3 protein-coding genes are annotated in these 1,740 nt (G+C 61.0%); all 3 read left to right on the forward strand.

What is annotated here, in order from left to right; genetic code table 11:
- Positions 1 to 514: ThuA domain-containing protein (locus EOA27_RS35125; protein WP_127258581.1), on the forward strand; the 514-nt coding region annotated here is incomplete at its 5' end.
- Between the two features lie 201 nt (positions 515 to 715).
- Entirely contained in the window at positions 716 to 982 is a 267-nt protein-coding gene (locus tag EOA27_RS35130) for a type II toxin-antitoxin system ParD family antitoxin (RefSeq protein WP_126081100.1), read from the forward strand.
- A 3-nt stretch (positions 983 to 985) separates the two neighbouring features.
- Positions 986 to 1,297 carry a type II toxin-antitoxin system RelE/ParE family toxin gene (locus EOA27_RS35135; RefSeq protein WP_126081101.1) on the forward strand — a complete coding sequence of 104 codons (312 nt, stop codon included), beginning with the start codon at positions 986 to 988 and terminating at the stop codon, positions 1,295 to 1,297.
- Positions 1,298 to 1,740: the final 443 nt, after the last annotated feature.

Consider the following 1,740-nt stretch of genomic DNA (forward strand, 5'->3'; position numbering starts at 1 on the left):
CGCCGACCCGGCGATCGCCGAGCTCAGCCTGATCGTGCCGATCTACACGATGTCCAAGCTTACCAAGGCGGAAGAAGCCAATCTGACGAAAGCGGTCGAAAACGGCGTCGGCCTTGGCGGGTACCATGGCGGCATGGCCGACGCATTTCGCGAATCGCCCGAATACCAGTTCATGTGCGGTGGGCAATGGGTCGCGCATCCCGGCAACATCATCGACTATCATGTGAATGTGACGCGGGGCGACGACCCGATCATGCGAGGCATCGAGGATTTCCCCTACCGGTCCGAGCAGTATTACATGCATGTCGATCCTTCGAACGAGGTGCTGGCGACCACCACTTTCTCCGGTTCACACGCGCCGTGGATCGACGGCGTCGTCATGCCGGTGGTGTGGAAGCGCAGGCACGGCAAGGGGCGGGTGTTCTATTCGTCGCTCGGTCACGCAGCGTCGGAATTCCAGGTGCCGCAGATGCGCACCATCCTGCGCCGCGGACTGGTGTGGGCGGCGCGCTGAGGCGGCGAGCCGGCTAAAGCGCGCGGCGATCCTCGATCCGCGCCGGCGGCCTTGATCGACATTTCGGTTGCTGCCCGATTGGGGGAGCTCGGTCCCCTATCGTATCGCCAAGGCTGAAGCGCGCCCGAATCAATCAAGACTGTCAATTATTGCTATCTATTGCTATATCTGCCGCCCGGCTCCGTATTTTCCAGAGGTCCCATGCCCAACTTCGCTTTGAACGAGCACTATGAGCGCTTCATCAGGAAGCAGCTCGAATCGGGCCGCTACAACAATGCCAGCGAGGTTGTCCGCGCCGGCCTGCGCATGCTCGAGGATTTTGAGGCGGAGCGGGAGAAGTGGCTGCGCGAGGAAATCCCGTCGCGCGTGGCCGAGCTCCGGCAGGATCCGGCAAAGGCAATCCCCGCCGAAACGGTGTTTTCCCGGCTGGAGGTCCGTCATCGAGCACGGCAGGCGAAAGCCAGATAGGGGATGGAATACCGGATTGTCTTCCATGCGAAAGCGGAAGCCGAACTGGAACAGCTCTATGACGACATAGCCGAGCGTGCGTCGCCGGCGGTTGCCTGGAATTTTGTCGCGGGCATCCGCGATCATTGCCTGGGCTTGTCGACATTTCCACAGAGGGGCACCGACCGGGTGGAGATCATGCCGGGGCTGCGGATCATCGGCTATCGCCGCGCGCTCAGCATCGTTTGCGCTGTAGACGGCGAGCGTGTGCTGATCCTGGGCATCTTCTACGCCGGCCGGAACATCACGCCTGAATTGCTCGAAGAGCGGCGCTGAAACACACCATCGTAGGGAATGTGGCGATCGGCAATCGGCTAAACGCTGCCGGCGATCTCGGGCCGAGCCCGTCACCTGGCGAGACGGCTTGCGGCGGTATCGCCCGAGGGGCCGGCAACGCATCTCCGGCCAAAATTCAACGAAGCCAGCTTACCATTTTCCCCTTCGTGGATATCTCGACGAGAAATCGAAAAAAGAGCGATCTTGGCTGTTGACAGTTCGATCGGGTGGCGACTATATACGCCCCACGAACGAGGGCGGGGCGCCGCTGGCGACGAAGAAGTTCGCTTCTAAATCTGCCCTCTGCGAAATTCAGGAGAGCCGCGTGAGCGACACTCGGAGGGCCCCGGAGCCAAGAGCGAAGCGGGCCGAGACATCGCGTTTGTGGTGTCTGTTCTTTGACAATTGAATATTGAAGAAAGAGAAACGTGGGCGGCAGAGTC

The organism is Mesorhizobium sp. M2A.F.Ca.ET.037.01.1.1, from assembly GCF_003998075.1.
Taxonomy (GTDB): domain Bacteria; phylum Pseudomonadota; class Alphaproteobacteria; order Rhizobiales; family Rhizobiaceae; genus Mesorhizobium.